The following is a 17,975-nucleotide window of genomic DNA, read 5'->3' on the forward strand; positions in this document are numbered from 1 at the left end:
CCTTGTCTTAATAAGTTGACAGGGCAAAGGATATTATAAAGTCAAGATCCCCCATATTACCCTTTTGCCATTTAACTTCCCCATCATTAACTACGAAGCGTTTTGCAAAGATAAACCGGAAGGGAAACTGGGGTATGGCAAACCGGAGCCCTCCGCCAAGACTAAAACGCATATCTTCCATTTCGAACTCATTAAAGAAGCTATCCAGGGTCGGCTTAACCGCCGCAGCGTCAAAGAACCAGTCCAGGGCAAGGATACCCGGTACAATGGGCATACGGATCTCCGCCCAGTTTTCCCAGAGCGCCAAGCCGCGGTTAAGCCGTTCACCAACCCAGCCCCGGCCGACAAACATACCATCAACAACCAGCTTATTCGCATCATCAATCTCCGGGATTGAATAGCTGGGCTGGCGCAGAATAAAGGATACCCCGGTATGAATACCAAAAACCGCCTTAAAACTATAGTTATCTGTTATGGGCAGGTTAAAGAGGGTTAAGAAATATTCCGCCTTGGTATCGGACTTTATATAATGCTCCCGTTCAAATTCGAAAAGACCGTAGTATCCGAAACGCTGAAACCCGTAGTAGCCCTTTGAGGGATCGTAATAAACATCCCGCTGATCCAGGGAAATGCTGGTCCAGAGCGAATTAGCCATTACCCAGTCATTATTCCCTTTCCGCAGGACCGGATCAAAGGGACGGAAAATATCGGCGTCATAAATATTCTCTACCAGTCCCGTCCGGATACCCCCGGCAAGCCCAAGATTTCCAAGGCCGGTGGTAAAACGATACCCCGTGGAAAATCCCAGCGAGAGTCCCCATTGGTCATAATTCATAAGATAGACCGCCGGTGGGTATTTGCTTTCGCTGACATAATCGTCATAGGAATCAAAACCATCGGGGTAGGCCCTGGTCTCATCTCCGTTGAAGTAGGGAGCTTCGTTATCCATGGCTGCCTGGCGCTTCGTATGGCGTACCGTAAAATCAAAGCCCCCGGACAGGGGCAGCCCGAAGATCCATCGCTGGGTATATTCCAGGGATGCGCTCTGGGTATCCGGTGAGCCGTTTAGCTCTATCCCAACTACATTGCCGTAACCCAGGAAGTTACGATCGTTCAATTTGAATAAACCCGAAATGGGAAAAGCGTCGGGGTCGGAGGAACCGGAAAAGGTTAAGCCTAACTGGATATCCGTGGTAGGCTGCTCTTCCACGGTAAATACCAGGTCCATCAGGCTGTCACTGCTTCCCGGGACCATATCGGGGATTACGCTGGAGAAGTACTGCAAATTCATAAGATTACGATGGCCATCCAGCAGTTTGGTCCGGGAAAATACATCCCCGCTTTCCAGAGGAATTTCCCTCAGCAATACCCGTTCCTTGGTTTTCTCATTTCCCCGGACAATAATATGCTCAATATGGGCCCTTCCCCGTTCCACAATGCCAATCCTGAAGGACAGGACGCCGGTAACAGTATCCCGGCTTTCATTGGGAATTATGGAGTTAAAGATATACCCGTTCTCGGCGTAAAGACCCATTACCCGTTGAAGGTCTGCCTCCACCCGCCGGGCATTAACGGTTTCACCAACCTTGGAACGTATAAGGGCGGATAACTGTTCGACGGTAAAGATCTCATTTCCCTCGAAGGTGACGCCGCCAAAGGTATAGATCCTCCCTTCATAGATCCTAAAGGTGATGGTCAGGTTATTGTTACCCTTTGCATCCCGCTTTTTTTCCCTAAATACGTCGGTCACCTCGGCATCAATATAGCCCCGATCCCGGTAATACTGGGTAATGGCTGCCATATCTGCGGTAAGTTTCGCTTCCTGGAAAGCGCCGTCATTCATGATAGCGCTCTTGGGCTTTAAGGTGAGCTGGCCCCGAAGAGCCCGGTTTGAAAAGATGTTGTTCCCCTCAAACAGTATTTCATCGATGGTTAACTTTTCCCCTTCGTTGATAAAGAAACTAACCTGGACAGTACCATCCTTGCCCGGCCTGGTTTCGGAGCTGACCCGTACATCGGGGAACCCCTTTTCCAGATATTTATTAATCACCGCCGTCTCATCAAGCCGCAGTTTAGCCTGGTTAGCCACATCGTTTACCTTAAGGGAAACAACATCCAGCAGCTCCCCCCGGCGTATCTTATCGTTACCCACAAAGGTAATACGGGAAACCGTGGGACGTTCGACCACCCTGAACCGGATTATAACCGCAGTTCCATCCGCGTCGGCGGGAACGGCGCTGGGAGTGATGGATTCAAAGTACTCCAAGGCATACAGCCGCCCGTGGATTTCCCAAAAAACATCATCATTAAAGGCCCGGCCGATAAAGGGCGCCACAATTCCGTCCATTTCCGAAGAACTGACATAACGCAGCCCATCGAAAACAACATCCTTTATCGGCTTCCCCTGATACCATTCACGGGAACTAACACCAGGGGTCTCCTGCGCAAAGACTGCAAACCCAAGTAATAAAATCAACGTACATGCAACACCGATGCGCATCAAGGCTCCTTCTTCCATAAATCGCTCAAATTTCTAATCGATCTTTTCCATGACAAAGTAAGAGAAAAATCTTCGACAATCCTAGGGTCCATATGCCGGGGGGCAACATTAAATTGAATATCAAACAGTGGACCGCGAATTTCAAGCCCAATATCCGCTTCCAGGGATATCCCCGCCCCGAGGGTGAAACCGTCCCGGGAGATATCTCCAAAGCTAGTCCTGTTCTCGTCATACCGGAATGATAACATTGCCTGGCCAAAAACATCAGGCCCGAAGTACTTACCTAAGAAAACAGTCGTATTATCAAAATAGTTACCGACACCGCTAATCCTGTCAACCGGTTCTTGAAGTCCCGTGGCTTGAAATATGGCATTTTGCAGGATCTGGGTACGAACCGAGAACATATCCATACCAAGTACATCCCGGACCGCCCGTTCAAAACGCCGGACCAGGTAAAACTGTGCCAGAAAGTCCCCGCTTGCCAATACCATACTCCGAATCGAGTCATTGGATTCTTCCGAGGAAGCCCCGGTTACATTCTGCCCTAAAAGCGAAAAAATTTCAAACTGTGAAAGCGGAGGGTTGGACTCAAACCGGGGGATGAAGGATCGGAGTGGAGAACTGTCCACGATCATAGAAATGGTTACCGCCCCCTCATCGGTACGGTCACGGGCTTCCGCGCGGGCGGAAATTTGGGGATCAAAATGCATATCGCTTTCATTGAAGGATAAAACTCCTTCCTGGATGTAAAAACTCCGCTGGAAATAGAATATTTCCCCGCTCCGGACGGCGACATCCCCTTCTACGGTAAAACGTCCCGTGCTGGTATCGGTGGTAATACGGATTCCCGTTCCCGCTCCCGTATTTGCCCGAATCACCGGAAATTCCCGGGAGGGATACACAAATTCGACCTTGGAACCGGTGGTAATGCGGAGATCCGTCACCACAGAAGATTTTGAAGTATGCATGGTTCCTTCGGCGGCTTCCATGGGATGTAGGGAAATTTGCTGGGTATCCAGGTTTATTTCCGCATTGTTACCCGTCAAATCTCCGGAAACCTTTAAAATCATGTCTTCCATGGACAGAACAAGATGGCCCGATACATCACCATCCGCCTGGATACCCGCAATATCCACGCCGAAGGGGATGGCCGTTTCATCCGGGACCTGGATATCCAGGATAAAAATATTCGGTACCCACCGATCAAAACGGAACCATCCGGAAGCCATGCCGGAACCGGAGCCAACCCGGGCAGGGATGGGGCCGAAACTCATTTCGTTCCCCTCCAGGGTTATGGTCGTTGGTACCGGCTCTATGTCCTCCCGTATAAACTGGGGAACCTGGAGGCGCAGGCTGTTTACCCGGGCGGTTCCGAAAAATTCCGGGTCTCCCAGGCTGCCCCGAATCTCCACCGATGCCTCGACGAAGCCCCCGGGTACATTGACAATTTCCTTCCCAGGGATAAAGCGCCAAAGAGAGGCCATGTCTACATACAGATTTGATGTCTGGGCATTGATAGTATTACCAATAATGGTACCAACCACGGAGCCCCTAAACGGTGCGGGGTTTGAAAAAGCGGCATAAAAAGCCCCCTGATCGGAAACCTGCAACCGGAGCATATCCCCGGGGCCGCCGGAAAGGGACAGTTGGGTATGATTGCGGGAAAATATAAAATTAAAGGGCTGCCGGGACCGTATGGCATCCAAACGGATGTTCTGCATAATAAGGGCGCCATCGAAGCTCTCTATAGCCTGAGACAGGTTAAACCAGGAATTGATGGGGGCAAAATGCATCTCCGTATTAAAGGCCATATCCATGTTCCGGCCCATAAAGATTCCTCCGATCCGGGCAGCGGCCGTTGCATAGGAATTCCGCCGGTCTATACGGAGCTGATCAAATTCCCCCTCCAGGGTGTTATACTGCATCCGAAATTCCTGGAGGGAGATCGTATCCTGGTCAATCGCGGCAGACCCTGCAAGGGTAATATCGTTGTCCCCTATCCTGGCACTCAGTTCGATCAGGTTAATATTGGCGGAATAAGAGTCCAGGGATCGCCAGTGAATATCGACTTTCCCCGACAGAAGCGTATTACGAGAATTCCGCAAAAAACGGGCCAGTTGGACATTCGTTCCGGAGAAATTGATATCCACCACCTCTCCGCGGTAAGATGCATCTATACGGGCAATTTCCTCCTCCTCCTGGTTCCGGATAATGAGATCTCCGGAAGGATTAGAAAAATTCTGTCCCCAGAAAGCGGTTGCCCTGCCCGTTAGGGGTCCCCGACCGTCATCAAAGAGGATACGCCTGAATCGCAGCCCATTCTGATTAACTTCCCCGGAAACGCTTAGGGATGTAATTGCCGACACCGGGGTAATCAGATCCTGCACATCAAAATGGTCCACCATAACGGACCAGTAATCGGAATCGTCAAAACGCAGCGACAGGAGAAAACTTAAACGGGAAAACTGTTCATTCATGGGGATCGGAAAGGAAGAGGCTTCTATGTATCCGGAATATCCCCCATAATCGGTGGTGGAAACATATACCTGTAACCCATAAGAACCATGGATACTAAGAGAATGTCTATCCAGGAATTCCCCGTCCATAAAATAGAACATGTCCTTATAGGATGTCTGGAAAGAGAAGGTAATATCATCGGGGTTTGAAAAATCGGCAAAGCCCGCAGCTTCCGCGCCCCCTTCGGCCCAGACAACCTGCCCTTCGCTTAGCTCAAAGCGCAGGTCCGTTCCGGATACGGATACCATGGTTAAGACATCCTGCTTCCCCGAATAGGCTGCCACCAGCCGGGGGGCATTGTAGAGGACATGCTCGAAGTCGGTGGTAACAAATACCTCGGTGGTGATCGACACATCTTGGGTAATACCTTTGGTCATTTCCGGAACAGCAGCGAGATCCCGTAAGGGCCGGATCATATCCAGCATATCCGATACGGCGAAGGAATCCAGGGCAAGGCTTCCCTGAAGATGAGCGGGATCCCGGTCATAGGAACCTTCCAGGGACAGGCTGGCGAGCCGCACATCCTCGTAGGATTCTATATTGTGGAAGCGCAGCGCTGAAAGGCTAAAGGAAAAACCTTTAGCCTCCTGGACCAGATCCCCGTCCAAGGCAGAGAACTCCACATTACCCATGGATACATGTTCCCCGAAGAGGTTCATGGTCCGTCCGGTACTGCTTACGGTGAAATCACCATTGATTTCCCCATCTCCGGTGAGGGAAAAATCCTTTACATGAAAAACCCCGTTTGGCGCAACTTGCAACGAAGTTCCCCGCGCAAAGGGGTCCAGCCCCAAACCACCGGAATAAGCCAGATCTCCCTGGAGGAGGCTGAAATCGCAACGGGTAAAGTCAAAGTACTTGTCATCCCCCTTACCGGCGACAGCGTAGGAAATTCGTCCTACCGTCTCGTTTGGCTGCAAAGAACCGGCCAGATCGATCTCGTAGGAAACATCCCCTTCGGGGGAATGCCCTATGGAGGCAAAACCGGTGCTGCGCACACTCAGGTAGGGGTTGTACTTCCGCCAGGAACCGGTGAAGGTAAGCAAATCCCGGGGAGTAAAATCTTCCGCCCGAAAACTAATACCCATACGCCGGGTATCAAATTCATAGTCCAGGGAAAAATCAACCGGAAGGCGATCGTTGATCTTCCGTATTTCTATTTCCCTTTCCGTAAGGGTCAGGTTTACTGTCATGGTTCTGAAAACAAAGAAATCCCCCGAAAAAGTGGGAATACGGAGATTAATACTGCCGTTGTTCATATCCCGGGACAGTTCCCCGTCAATCCGGCCGGACATGGCTGTAGCGAAGGATTGATTTAAAAAACCGGCTAGTTCAGCCTGGGCGGACCATTGGCCGGAGAACAGGAAGCGCCCAGCCTCCGCCTGGGTATCAAAATTGAGCCCCTCTACATGGATCGTACTTTCCCCTGTTAAAACCCTGAATTCAGCCCCACGCACCCGGAGCAGCAGATCCTCCGGGATCAGGGAGGTAATTCTCCGCACCGTATCTTTCCGAAAATTAATTCCAGTTTTCCCTGCCGGAGGCGCAAAACGGTCTCTTAGATTCGCATCCCGCTTCAAATCCAGGATTACCACCGGCCGGTCGATACGGACAGAACGGATCGCCCCCGGGATCTGCCCCCGGACCAAATCCCAGAAGGAATAGGTAAGACGAAAACGGTCTATGGTCATCATCGGTTCGGCATCCGAGTCGTATATCCGGATATTCCGTATGTCCAGGGATCCGAAAACAGAGGGGCCCATGGAGGCATATTCGATACGCCGGTCCAGAAAGAGCTCCGCCTTAGACAGCAGATCGTTTCGGAACCCGGTCATCCTGTCCTGTATTTCCAACTGAAGGGGCCTGAGCAAAAAAGTACTTACCACCACTAGGGCGAGAAAAATGAGAAGTTCTATACCGAAACGAATCAAACGGTAAACCGATTTGTTTCTGTATTTACCGGCCTCTGTTTTTACGGGAGTATTCACAAGTCACCCCTGTGATAGCCACCCCTATGTTGCATTCAATTATAGTACCTCATTATCAGTATCGGCCGAATTGTCACGTAAGCCCCTATAGTATAACATAGCGCATAATGAGTATTATACCAAATTTCGTCGTTTTTGAGGGGGGCGATGGCAGCGGAACTTCCACCCAAATGGAAATTCTCCGCCGCCGTTTTACCGCTTCCCCGCCGGCCCCGAAGGGGAAACCCCGGTGCAAGCTCCACAGTACGGTGGAACCAACTGATGGCCCCGTGGGGAAGCTAATCCGCCAAGCCTTGGGGGGAAAGCTCCCCCTCCAGCCGGAAACCCTGGCCCGGCTTTTCTCCGCAGACCGCCAGGAACACCTCTACGGACCGGGGGGCATCGCCGAACACTGCGCACAAGGGGAGCTGGTGGTCTGTGACCGTTATGTGCTGTCCTCTCTGGTATACCAGGGCATCACCTGTAAAGAGGACCTGCCCATGCTTTTAAACCGGGATTTCCCGGGCCCGGGCCTGCTTTTTTTCTTTGACCTGGACCCGGATATTGCGGTAAAACGGCTGGAAAACCGCCCGGAAAAGGAAATCTTCGAATACCGGGACTTCCAGGTACAAGTCCGCCTGCTTTATCGAGAACTGCTGCCATGGTACGCCGGCGAAGGGGTACGGACGGTGAGCATAGACGCCTCCCAAAGTCCGGAAAAAGTGGCTGCAGATGTTTGGAGGGAGCTTGAAAAAATGCCGATACTCAAAGGAGAAATCTGAAATTCGGAGCGTGGAATCTGCGGCGTATTAAATTTCTGATGCTCGGCATCATCCTACTGACAACCCTAAATCCCCTCCCCCTGGAAGCCTATTATGTTCAATACAAGGAACAGTTCTACCGGCTCTACCACCTGCATTATATACAAAACCCCGATGATACCATGGAAAATATCTACTGGCTGGAACAGGCTATCAAGGCGGATTTTGCCAATCCCCTCTTCGCCATGGCCCTGATAGAAAACGAGACCCAGTGGGAAAAGTACCGTTACCTCTTTATGATGCACGCCCACCTCAAACTGATAGAGCAGTACCTGTATCTGGGAAACAAATGGAATAAACGGAACGCCTATTTCTACAACGCCCCCTGGAAAGAACAAAACCTGGAGAGCCTTGAAACCGCCGAAACCTGTTTCCGTACCGCCCTCTATTACTGGCAGGCCGCGCGGGACTGGGCGGAAAAAGCCCAGGACCGCCGCTTCCGGTTCATCAACCTGGGCCGGGTCCAGTTCTGGGAGGACGAGGCCGGACGGGTCGAAGACGGGACGCTGAACTATGAAAAAATAATTACCCGAGAGCTGGGTTTACTGCAACAGGTCCGGGAAAAGTTCCAAGCCATGGACGAAAATACGTACTAATCCCCAGATTCCGGCCAAAAATGTTTCGGGTACCGGCCGCGCATTTCCTTTCGTACTTCCGCATATGATCCCTTCCAGAAGCCCGGCAGGTCCCGGGTAACCTGGATTGGGCGGTCCGCGGGGGATAATAAATGAAACACAATTGGTACGGATAATATACTGGCTTCCTTTATGCCGAATGCATCCTGGAGGCGGATCCGCAAAACCGGTTCTCCGGTACTGTAATCAATAGGACGGCGGCGGCCCTTAGGGAGGTTAACGTATTCCGGGGCTTGCCGATCCAGCTCTTTTTTTGTTTCCCAGCCGAGCCGTGCGGCAAGGGCATCCGCCAGACCTTTCCCGCTGATGATTGGCCCGCTTCCGCTTTCCGCTCCTTCCCATACAAAAGGGCCCAGCCATTGATCCGCATCGTTGATAAGCGCCGCATCGGTCCACGCTGCTTCTGCGCGGGGAACTTCGTTGCAAGTTGCGCGGGGAACTTCGTTGCAAGTTATGCTCCCCTTAGCACGATTACTGTTGAAAAACCGGATCCGTTCCAGAAGGCGGCGGGGATGCCCTGCCTCATCCTCCCAAGGGAGGATAACAATACCGGTTTCTTTCAGTAAACCCGGCAAGGCCGGGATAATTTCTTCACGGCGGCTGCGGCGGCGCTCTTCCGAAAGGGGAATCCGGCCCGCCAGCTTTACTGCGATGCTCCGGGGGGTAAGACCCTTCCACTCAATGCGGCTCTCTTCGCGTATTTGCCTTCCCAATAGTGCAAGGGCAGTTTCTTCCGTAACCGGCGCTGCAAGCCGTATAAAGCCCTGCCGCTCTCCGGCATCTACCTCCGCCGCGACTATCCACTCCGAAGCGGCAAGCGGTCCCGCAAGCCGTCCTTCCCGGCCGGAGCTGAAACGGAAAACCCCTTCAATGCCGCCCCGTTTGTTTGCCGCCGGATCATCCCGGCGGCGGGCAATACGGTCCGGGAAGGCTGTTCCCAAAAGCTCCCCCACACCGGCTTCCGCTTCCATGGTCCAGGATAATTTTTCATTCGCCAGCCCCAGCCGTTTAAGAAGATCCGCCACTGTTTGGACGGTACGTTCAACCCAAACTTTGTTTTCCAGCCCGGCCTTCCCGCCACGAAAGATTGAAAGACGCAGCCTGAAATCCGGATCCGGACCAACGCCGGATCCATCGCGGTCCGATAGTATTGCTGCGGAGGCACAGCCAAGGGACGCAAGCTTCTGTTCCTTGCCGGCGATACAAAGCCTCGCAAGCCGCGGTTCAAGACCAAGATCCGCCATGACCCTGCCTATACCGGTAGGATGTCCTTCGGCATCAATTGCACCCAGCTCTTTTAGGAGTTCCAGAGCCCGATCCCAGGAAGAAGCGGGGGGTACTTCCAGCCAGGGAAGATCCTCCCTGTTTTTGACGCCCCATAAGAGACAGTCCAAAACCAGGGATGACAAATCGGTACGCCGGATCTCGCATTCCGTTTCCGCCGGGCGGACATCATTTTCCGCCCAAAGCCTGACACAGCGTCCGCTCATGAGCCGCCCCGCCCTGCCCGCCCGCTGCTCCGCACTCTGACGGCTGACAGCTTCCATGCTCAGCCGGTTCATGCCGCTGGGGATATGGTAACGTTCCAGCCTGGCAAACCCGGAATCCACCACCAGGGTGACCCCCGGTATTGTAAGCCCCGTTTCCGCAACATTGGTAGAAAGGATGATCCGCCGCTTAGTATTACTGTTTTCGGAAAGAAGCTCCCGCTGTTTATCCAGGGGCATGGAACCGTGCAAAGAAAACAAATCAAAATCATGATCAAACCCGGCATTGTTTAAGGCAGAACGGGCGTCATCAATTTCCCGTCTACCGGGCAGAAAAACCAGTATATTCCCTTCTTTGCCGCCGGATCTCCCCGGGTTATGCAGAATATTTCCCAGCGCCTCCCCCACAGCCTTTCCCAGGGGTTTACCACCGGGCGCCCAATCCGCAATAGGCCGGTACGAAATATCCACCGGAAAGACACGGCCCGGGCATTCGATAACAGGAGCATTGATAAAGGCCGCAACAGCATCGGCGTCCATGGTTGCGGACATAACAACGATATTGACAGCCGATCCCATACGCCGCAAATCCATAACCATGGCCAGAGAAAGGTCGGTATGAACACTGCGTTCATGAAACTCGTCAAAAATAACCGTAGACACCCCTTTAAGTTCCGGGTCGTTCTGCAGCCGCCGTACCAGGAGCCCCTCGGTAATCACCTCAACCCGTGTACGCGCCGAAACCTGCCGCAGAAGCCTTACCGCATACCCCACCAGCCCCCCAACAGGTTCCCCAGCAAGCTCCGCCATACGCCCAGCAATTCCCAGCGCCGCCGCCCGCCGCGGTTCCAGCACCAGTATCCGCCCTTCCCCCAAGCTCTCCATCAAAGCCAACGGAACCAGCGTAGACTTCCCGCTCCCCGGATCCGACCGTATAACCAGCGCCCCTCCTTCCCCAACAGCCGCACAGATACCCTGCAAGTGATCCGCCAAAGGAAGATGAGTCCCAATAAGCCTTTCCATAAGCGGACTGTTCATAATACAGTTACCCCTATTGCGCAAACGTTCGAAAAAAATTCCTTTACCATATACCACCACTACCAGCGGGCCGGGAGAGGAACATTGAAGTTACCCCTGTTTAATAGAGATGTTTGGCAGAAGATCCTTCTACATATCGCCGACACCGTCGTGCCGGGTGAGCAACATGGCGGTTACCGCCTATTTAGTAGAGATGTTTTGCAGAATATCTTTCTGCACATATCACTACCAGCGGGCCGGGAGAGGAACATTGCAGTTACCCCTATTCAGTAGGCGTTAGACAGAAGATCTTTCTATCTATATTTCTGACATCGGCGGGTGGAGGGAGGGGCATCCCTGGCCGAGCACATATGGAATTCCCTGCCGTAGTAGACCCGCGTAGCGGGGCTGCGGAGGCAGACTCTACATGCGTGTGAGCGCCGGGGATGCCCCTCCCTCCACCCGTCTTTGCCGATAAATACATTAAAAAAGCTCCTCTCTCTTTCCAACACTACCAGGATCCTTCAACAACGACAAAAACTGTTCCTCACTAATAATAGTCACCCCCAACTTCCGCGCCTTAGCATTCTTCCCCGATCCCGATTCAGGATCGTTCGTTACCAGATAAGACAAATCCTTTACAACCGATGATTTCGCCGACGCCCCCAGTGCCTTTATCTTTTCCTCAGCCTCATTGCGTTTCATCGAGACCAGCTCCCCGGTAAAGCAAAAAGACTTCCCCCGCAAAGGAGTCGCGTCCGGAGGAAGCGGAGGAGCAATACTGATGATTCCCCCGGCGAGAACCCTATCCATCTCCTCCGCAGTTTCCGTAAGGCCCTCAACAATAGTGCGGGCGGTGATATCCCCCAGGCCGTAGACAGCGGCGAGTTCCTCCACCGGAGCGGAACGGAGTTTTTCCAGGGTATCGAATCCGGCGGCGGAAACCTTGTCCATAATTGTCTCCCCCACCCCCTCAAGGTCAAAACCTGCAACAAAGGCCGCCAGGGACAGGGATCGGGGCGTACGAATGTGGCGGACAACCTTGGCGGCGGAAAGTTCCCCCATGCGCTCATATTCTGCAAGTTCCCCTGCTTCCAGGGTATAAAAATCGGCAATCTGCCGGATCCGGCCCTTGTCAAAGAGCTGAAGGATCAGCTTTTCCCCCAGCTCCCGTATATCCAGTACCGACACCCATTTTTCCAGCCGGTGGTGGAGCCGCTTGGGGCAGCCGGGGTTTGGGCAGTACAGCCGGGTACCGCCGTCCACAAGCTCCGTGTTACAGGACGTACAGTGCTTTGGAAATAGTATTTCTGTTTTTTCAGCAGGCAGTGATTCTGCGGGCAGAGATCCATCGGGGGCAAGTCCTTCGATCTTGGGGATAATTTCCCCGCGTTTTACCACGCATACTGCGGAACCTATCATAAGGCCCAGGGACCGGATCATTTGCGGATTGTTGAGATTGGCCCGCTGTACCGTGGTCCCCGCTATACGCACCGGGTCTACCACCCCAATTGGAGTATAGGTGGCGCCGCTTTCACTCCATTCAACGGAACGGAGTATGCTAAAGGCGGTTTCCAATTCAAACTTAAAGGCGATCTGTCTTTCCGGCCTTGCCCTGCGCAGGTCGGTCATATCCGTACGGGGGTCCTTTACCACAAGGCCGTCAATGTCCACGGGAAGTTTTTCCCGCATGGCCGCCACCTCCGCCCGGTACGTAATCACTTCTTCGGGATCGGAAAATTCTTTGGTAACCGTAACCTCAAAGCCCTGTTTTTTTAACCATCCTATTTTTTGTTTTTCGTCCTTAAAATAAGTATCATCACCCTCCGCTGCGGCATCGTAGGCAATTAAATTGAGGTCCTCACAGCCGGCGCCATCCTTGCGGCGCATGATCCCATTCGCCGCATTTCTGCAATTTGCCTTATCGGTGTACTTTTCCTGCCAAACCGCACGGCTCATCACCACTTCCCCCCGGACTCCGCCGGAAAAAGGAACAGACAAAGCGGGGAGTACCCCGGCCATACGCCGGGCGTTCGCGGTAATCTCATCCCCGATGCTCCCATCCCCCCGGGTAATAGCACGGACCAGTTTGCCCTTCTCATATTGCAGCTCCAGGCTGGCGCCGTCCAGTTTATACTGAACAATGAAAGCCAGTCCTGATCCGGCCGCTGAATCGACGTCACCGGAACCTAGGCCCATCTTTACAGCCCATGCGCGGAACTCGGCGGGGTTGGCGGCCTTCTCCTGGCTCCCCATGGGGATAAGGTGTTTAGCCTTGGGAAAGCCATCGGTATCATCCGCCCCCACCTTAGCAAACAGCGGATTGGCGGGATCAAGGGTCTTTAATTCATCCCAGAGAAGATCAAATTCGGCGTCCGCAATTTCTGCCGCGCCGTCGTAATAGGATTTCTGATATTTCTGAATTAATCGCTCAAGCGTAGTTATTCTATCTTTACCGCTCATCCCTTATCCTTCCTTTATAAAGAACAATTCCCTTACCTCATGGGCTTTCTCAAGCCCCTTCCGCTCAAACTTGGTTTGGGGCCTCCAGCTCTGAGGTTCAGCAAAATCCGGGTAAGGGTTTTTCAGCCCCGCTGTAGCGGACAGCTCCGCCAGGGCCCAATCACCATAATCGGCCCAGTCGGTAACCATATAGACATACGCTGCGGGGCGCAGCTTTTCTGCAAGCAGATTGGTAAAGGGGCGGACGATAAGACGCCGCTTATGGTGGCGTTTTTTAGGCCAGGGATCGGGAAAGAAAATATGAATACCCGAAAGGGATGCGGCGTTTATCATCTTCCCAAGCACATCCACCGCGTCGTATTCGATGATGCGGATGTTTGAAAGGCCCCGGCTCTCGATTTCCCAGAGCAGCCTGCCTATGCCGGGACGGTGAACCTCAATGCCAAGATAGTTTTTATCCGGATTTTCCTGGGCAATCATGGCGGTAGCTACGCCCATGCCAAAACCAATCTCAAGGGTTACGGGGTTTTCATTACCAAAGGCACGGGGAAAATCCAAAGGGGCCGCCGCAAAGGGGATACAGAAGCCGGAAGACAGGGTTTCGTAGGAACGGCGCTGGGCAACACTCATCCGCCCGGCGCGAAGAACATAGCTTTTAATACCGTATGCCATGGCTTCAATACCCTATCGTATGGAAACTACATCGGTTAAGGCTGAGGTAAAATATTCGCTTTCCTCATCCCAGAGGGCAATGGCCAGGGTCTCCTTGGGCATATCCAAGCTTGAGAGATCTCCCTCGGAATATTCAACAGGAATGGTTTTTAAAAAAGCTCCCGTCCCGTCATAACAGATAAAATAATGTTCCGGGTATTCCGACTCTATACTGTAACGGCCATTACTGATATGCAAAAACGGAAAGGGATGCCGGGCTTCCTGGGGAGCATCAAAGGAAAATAGCCGTTCCGTCTGTTCACCCCCTTTGTCAACCAGAACTGCCCGGAACTGACCCCGGGGCAGGACTCCATCATCAATCATGGCAATATTCCTGCTGCCTACCCATGTTTGCCCTTCATTGGAAATGACCACCCAGTCATTGGAGGTCAAGTGCCAGCAAAGCCCCTCCCGGTCTTGGTACAGGTAGAGATCCGAAAGATCCGCAATGCCGTCATCATCCTCGGGGATTACAAAAAAGGAAAATCGTTCTTCAGGGCCCAGGGATCCCTGGAAATAAACCAGCCTGAGGGTTCCATAGGCGATATTCGGTTCCGCCCGAGAACAGGACAGGGCCAATAACAGGGACAGGGAAAATAAAAAACACAGCATTGAACGATACACAAAACTATCCTTACGACTAACTATAACCCCGGGGGAGGATAAAAAACAAGGTGTATGAGCTGGGCTGGTTTATTTGAAGGTTTTTTGTATTTTATCGGCAAAGACGGGCGCGGGGAGGGGGAACAGGGTGCGCCGTTTTTTCTTGTCCCATCGGGGTGTACGTCCCTTTCTTGACGCGGGTAGTTCTAAGGTCTATGTTTGACAGGTGACATTTATCCGGCGCTTAGTTTTAATCCTTCTTTTTGTCCTGCCCGGGGTTCTTTTTGGTAACGACTTGGAAGATTCCCGCCGGGCCATACTTGCGGGTATCCTGAATGAACGAAAAATACCCTTTGAACTACGTCCCCTCTTCACCGAGTACGGCGGGTTCGGCTCCTCTATCTATGTATCCCTTCCCGCCTCCCCCAATGGGGAGGAGAAAAAACAGGGGACCTTCATTTTGGCGGTACCCCTTTCCTTTACCGGGGATGACGGGAGAAATTTTCCCTATGCCTTTGAGATTGCCCTGAACTTTATGGACAGGATCCTTAAAACTGAGCCTAAAACTGATATTTTGGTGGCCTTTTTAGCGGATGAATGGTCGGCCCCCCATAACCTGGGCCTTCGGGATCTTTATTCCCGGCTTGAAGTTCCCGAAGATACCGCCCTGATATATCTGGATATGTATGGGGAAATATCGGAAATGGTAATCCACCATGGAGCGCGGAGGGAATTGGCGCCCTTGAATCTCCTAAGGCCCCTGGGACAGCTTTGCGATTCCCGGGCAATCCCCTATACCCTGGGTATCAGTTCCAATGAAATATATAAACTCGCCTTGGCGGATGGTCCACCGGCCCTGGAATTCGCCCTTTCCCGGGGATTGTCGGCGCTGTACCTTACGGGGTCCAATACCGCCTCCGGTGGCATCGTGGACCTGGATACCCTGTTGTTTGACTATGCCAATTCCATAGACATTGGGATAGAAAATCCCGATTATCATTATCTGATATTCCAATTCGCCGGAAACATTTTTTTTATACCCGAATATACTACGGTGATATTCTTCCTGACCATTGCGGCCCTGCTTTTCCTTGCGATTCTTATCTATTCTGTGGTTTTTCGGTTTCGGCTGGTGGTTCAATGGAAGGTCTTTCTCAAGCGGTCCTGGATACTTTTCCTGTATTACATCCTGCTGATCCTTTCTTTAAGAGGAGCGGCCCTGGTGTTTCAGTTCATGGCCGGGAAAGCAAACAGGGCGGAAAACTTTGCCCCGGGGACCATGCTTTTTTACGGAACCACGGTTGCGCAGCTCCTGCTTGGGATCGCCCTCTTTACCTTCATTTCTCCCCTGGGAAATTTGATCTACGTACCCCGGAGGGCAAATTTCTACGGTAACGCCTCGGTAATCCTGGTTTCCCTGGAAATACTTCTGTCTGCATTTTTTGATATCACCTTCATTCCCATATTTCTATGGATCTTTGTCTTTACCTTCATGGCGGCCTGTATCAAAAAGCCACTGCTCGTCTGGCTCTGCGGTTTTCTGGCATTTCTCCTGGGCTTCTCCACCATGCTCACCATTGTCCGGGGGGGAAACAGGCGGCTCGGATCCCTCATACTTTCAGGGAATACCGCAATTATCCTCTATATTGCCCTGATATCCCTGCCATTTTTCATCACCCTAAAACGGGGAACCCTATTGCTGCCGTCAAGGGATAAAAAATCCACCCCCAGCCGGTTAAAACTTCTGGTACGTATGATTCCAAGGCTTAGCTTTCTCGTCTTCACCACAGTTATTCTGGGGATAGGCACATCGCTCTTTATCCGTTATCCGATCAAGCTGCCGGTACAGAAAATCGTAGACGATACCGCCGGGAATACTAACGTTCTCGGGATGAACGTAAAGGACCGTATCCTGCTGGAACGGAGGACCCTGGATATCACCCTGGAAGCGCCGGGAAAGCCCCTCCGGTTCAACCTGTACCTGGATGGTACCATTGCGGATGAAATGCCGGTTATTTACGCTGCTCCCATGCCCTTCCGGTATATTGAGGACGATGGTTCTCCAAACAGGAATTCTATCGAATTTGTCCTTGGGGAAGGGCCTCCCAATCCTTTTATCACAGAAATTGTGGTGCCCCTTGATTTTTCAGGATTCCTTCGGGCGGAGGCGCTCTATTCGGAACAGCCCGGTGAGGACTTCCAACTCAGGATCATTCACCGCTACCCCGTCGGGATAGCAAGTAATCCACTACCATAGGATTTCCAGATTTACCGCCTGTGAAGAGGAGAGTAGATCCGCCATGGGAGAAGAAAAGCCGGCTTTAGTTCCCTGTACGCTTACTATTCCCACCGGGGGGCTTGTCAGGACGCCTCCATGCCCATCCAGGATGTGCAGTTCAGCGTTTGCCGGCAGGGTAAGGCTGAAATTCAGGGAATAGCCCTCCATTAGCGCTGAAACCAGGGCCAGCAGTTCCGGCTCCGTACCGGGGGCGCCGTTGAAACCCAGGGTAAGCCGGTTCTTTCCCCCATCGCGGGTCAGGGTTGCCCGCTGTCCGGAGGCATCCAGAAAACGTACCAGGGCTTCCAAACTGGTAAAATCCAGTTTTGCCTGACTGATCACGTCCTGCTCGGTGGTCTTTGTGGTAAAGGATCGCAGAGAAAGTCCCTCGACCCGGGCAACGGTCCGTTCAAAGTCAGCCTTCCCTACGGGAAGCGGGGGCCAGCGCTCATTGCCGTCCAGCTTCCCCAGGGATTCGAACTCCCGGGAAAGGCGGTACTCCATTGCAATGGTCCCTGAACCGTCGCGGTGTATCACAATATCCGTGGCAACCCCCACACAGGAGCTGAACACAAGGGCCGCGGCAAGCAGCAGGAATGGCGTCTTCTTTCCTATCATCAATATCCCCTAAAATTCTTCGGAATAGATGCTCACATCCTGAATACGGACCGGCACTTCGTTTTCAATCATCGCAAAGGCCTTTTGGAGCACCGTCTCCCCAAAGACCTTGGAATTCGACACAAGAGCCCCGCCTATTTGGGCAAAGGACAGGGAATCCTGGAGATCCACCTCGGCGGCGCTCATGTGGAACCGACGCTGGAGCTTATCCTTGACGGAACGGACGATCTGCCGCTTCGCCTTGATACTGTCCACATCGGGTATTTGAAAAATCACCTGTATCATAGAAACAATCATTATTATAGGTTATTATACATTATAAATGTATGCTTTGCGAAGTCCCACGCAGGAGAAGAGT

At 52.4% G+C, this 17,975-nt stretch carries 11 protein-coding genes; 3 read left to right on the plus strand and 8 right to left on the minus strand.

Annotation, left to right across the window (positions count from 1 at the left end; translation table 11 throughout):
* Window positions 1-7: 7 nt before the first annotated feature.
* Together bamA and TPRIMZ1_RS0106575 are read right to left on the minus strand one after the other, a co-directional pair.
* Window positions 8-2,518 (minus strand): outer membrane protein assembly factor BamA, encoded by a 2,511-nt coding sequence (gene bamA, locus TPRIMZ1_RS0106570; RefSeq protein ID WP_232616761.1) that lies wholly within the window; start codon window positions 2,516-2,518, stop codon window positions 8-10.
* The gene (locus TPRIMZ1_RS0106575; protein ID WP_010256625.1) at window positions 2,500-7,005 is read right to left on the minus strand and encodes a translocation/assembly module TamB domain-containing protein; all 4,506 of its coding nucleotides are present in this window, start codon (window positions 7,003-7,005) and stop codon (window positions 2,500-2,502) included. The genes bamA and TPRIMZ1_RS0106575 overlap by 19 nt, the downstream gene beginning before the upstream one ends.
* A gap of 107 nt (window positions 7,006-7,112) precedes the next feature.
* Between TPRIMZ1_RS0106575 and tmk the strand changes: the two genes are divergently transcribed.
* Together tmk and TPRIMZ1_RS0106585 are read left to right on the plus strand one after the other, a co-directional pair.
* Window positions 7,113-7,766 carry a dTMP kinase gene (tmk, locus tag TPRIMZ1_RS0106580; protein ID WP_010256631.1) on the plus strand — a complete coding sequence of 218 codons (654 nt, stop codon included), beginning with the start codon at window positions 7,113-7,115 and terminating at the stop codon, window positions 7,764-7,766.
* A gap of 38 nt (window positions 7,767-7,804) precedes the next feature.
* Complete coding sequence (locus TPRIMZ1_RS0106585) at window positions 7,805-8,401, plus strand: hypothetical protein (protein WP_010256636.1); 597 nt, start codon at window positions 7,805-7,807, stop codon at window positions 8,399-8,401.
* Here the strand turns inward: TPRIMZ1_RS0106585 and hrpB are convergent.
* The 4 genes from hrpB to TPRIMZ1_RS0106610 form a co-directional block, all read right to left on the minus strand.
* Window positions 8,398-10,965 (minus strand): ATP-dependent helicase HrpB, encoded by a 2,568-nt coding sequence (gene hrpB, locus TPRIMZ1_RS0106590; protein ID WP_010256640.1) that lies wholly within the window; start codon window positions 10,963-10,965, stop codon window positions 8,398-8,400. The two genes, TPRIMZ1_RS0106585 and hrpB, sit on opposite strands and share 4 nt — an antisense overlap.
* Before the next feature lie 462 nt (window positions 10,966-11,427).
* The gene (gene ligA, locus TPRIMZ1_RS0106600) at window positions 11,428-13,407 is read right to left on the minus strand and encodes an NAD-dependent DNA ligase LigA (protein ID WP_010256644.1); all 1,980 of its coding nucleotides are present in this window, start codon (window positions 13,405-13,407) and stop codon (window positions 11,428-11,430) included.
* A 3-nt stretch (window positions 13,408-13,410) separates the two neighbouring features.
* Window positions 13,411-14,079, minus strand: coding sequence for a tRNA (guanosine(46)-N7)-methyltransferase TrmB (trmB, locus tag TPRIMZ1_RS0106605; RefSeq protein WP_010256646.1), 669 nt, complete (start codon window positions 14,077-14,079; stop codon window positions 13,411-13,413).
* A gap of 12 nt (window positions 14,080-14,091) precedes the next feature.
* Complete coding sequence (locus TPRIMZ1_RS0106610) at window positions 14,092-14,742, minus strand: hypothetical protein (RefSeq protein WP_232616762.1); 651 nt, start codon at window positions 14,740-14,742, stop codon at window positions 14,092-14,094.
* A gap of 205 nt (window positions 14,743-14,947) precedes the next feature.
* On the opposite strand from TPRIMZ1_RS0106610, the gene TPRIMZ1_RS0106615 reads away from it, so the two are divergent.
* Complete coding sequence (locus tag TPRIMZ1_RS0106615) at window positions 14,948-16,978, plus strand: hypothetical protein (RefSeq protein ID WP_010256652.1); 2,031 nt, start codon at window positions 14,948-14,950, stop codon at window positions 16,976-16,978.
* Here the strand turns inward: TPRIMZ1_RS0106615 and TPRIMZ1_RS0106620 are convergent.
* A complete protein-coding gene (locus TPRIMZ1_RS0106620) occupies window positions 16,970-17,617 on the minus strand; it encodes a hypothetical protein (RefSeq protein WP_010256656.1) in 648 nt (215 codons plus the stop codon). The genes TPRIMZ1_RS0106615 and TPRIMZ1_RS0106620 overlap by 9 nt on opposite strands.
* Window positions 17,618-17,626: 9 nt before the next feature.
* Window positions 17,627-17,914: a DUF503 domain-containing protein gene (locus tag TPRIMZ1_RS0106625; protein WP_026043574.1), complete on the minus strand. Its 288-nt coding sequence runs from the start codon at window positions 17,912-17,914 to the stop codon at window positions 17,627-17,629.
* Window positions 17,915-17,975 lie beyond the last annotated feature (61 nt).

The organism is Treponema primitia ZAS-1, from assembly GCF_000297095.1.
Classification (GTDB): domain Bacteria; phylum Spirochaetota; class Spirochaetia; order Treponematales; family Breznakiellaceae; genus Termitinema; species Termitinema primitia_A.